Raw genomic sequence first — 1,542 nt, 5'->3', positions numbered from 1 at the left:
GCTGTAGTCACCGGAGGAAGTATCCAGGGTCAGCGTACCGTAAGTCCCCGCCAAGGTGGCGGTGGTACCCGTGACCGTCCCAGTATCAATACCGTAGGTTAAGGTATCACCATCGACATCGGCGCCACTTAAGGTGCCGCTGAGATTCCCATCGGTCGTGCTGCTGGACTGATCCACTTCGGCAATCGAACCGCTGGTGATCGCATCGAGGGTCGGCGCATCATCCGCACCAGTGACGTTGACCGTATAAGTCTGGGTGACCAAGGCACCATCTGCATCGGTGACCGTCAGGGTGAACAGATCACTGTCGGTATCACCTGCATCCAACGCTTCGATCGCGGCAGCGTTTTTGCTGTAGCTGTAGTCACCGCTGGCCGTATCCAGTGTCAGCGTACCGTAAGCCCCCGCCAAGGTGGCGGTGGTACCCGTGACCGCCCCAGTATCAATACCGTAGGTTAAGGTATCACCATCGACATCCGCGCCACTCAAGGTGCCGCTGAGATTCGCGTCCGTAGTCGAACTAGATTGATCCACTTCGGCAATCGAGCCGCTGGTGATCGCATCGAGGGTCGGTGCATCATCGGCACCGGTGACGTTGACGGTAAAGGTCTGCGTCACTAGTGCGCCATCCGCATCGGTGACCGTCAGCGTAAACAGATCACTGTCGGTATCACCCGCATCCAGGGCTTCGATCGCTGCTGCATTCTTGCTGTAGCTGTAGTCGCCGCTCACCGTATCCAGTGTTAGCGTACCGTAAGTCCCCGCCAAGGTGGCCGTGGTACCGGTCACCGATCCGGTATCAATACCGTAAGTCAGAGTGTCGCCATCATCGACATCCGCACCACTCAAGGTGCCGCTGAGATTCGCGTCCGTAGTCGAATTAGATTGATCCACTTCGGCAATCGAGCCGCTGGTGACCGCATCCAGGGTCGGTGCATCATCTGCACCGGTGACGTTGACCGTAAAGGTTTGTGTAACCAAGGCACCATCGGCATCGGTGACCGTCAGCGTAAACAGATCACTGTCGGTATCACCTGCATCCAAGGCTTCGATCGCGGCAGCGTTTTTGCTGTAGCTGTAGTCACCGGTGGATGTATCTAAGGTTAAGGTGCCGTAAGTCCCCGCCAAGGTGGCCGTGGTACCGGTCACCGATCCGGTATCAATACCGTAAGTCAGAGTGTCGCCATCATCGACATCCGCACCACTCATGGTGCCACTGAGATTCGCGTCCGTAGTCGAACTAGACTGATCCACTTCGGCAATCGAGCCGCTGGTGACCGCATCGAGGGTCGGTGCATCATCGGCACCGGTGACATTGACGGTAAAGTTCTGCGTGACCAAGGCACCATCCGCATCGGTGACCGTCAGGGTGAACAGATCACTGTCGGTATCGCCCGCATCCAAGGCTTCGATCGCTGCGGCGTCTTTGCTGTAGCTATAAGCACCCGTGTTGATATTTAAACTTAAGGTGCCGTAGGTGCCAGCTTTACTGTAAATGCCAAGACTATTATCCGTACCATCGACCAAGCCGTAAGTCAGGGT

1 protein-coding gene is annotated in these 1,542 nt (G+C 56.6%); it reads right to left on the bottom strand.

Annotated features, from left to right (window positions below):
- Nucleotides 1-1,542: VCBS domain-containing protein (locus Q4488_RS18710; RefSeq protein ID WP_303582111.1), on the bottom strand; the 1,542-nt coding region annotated here is incomplete at both ends.

The sequence above is a fragment of the Amphritea sp. 1_MG-2023 genome (assembly GCF_030547545.1).
Taxonomy (GTDB): domain Bacteria; phylum Pseudomonadota; class Gammaproteobacteria; order Pseudomonadales; family Balneatricaceae; genus Amphritea.
This window is presented reverse-complemented; position numbering and strand designations above follow the sequence as displayed.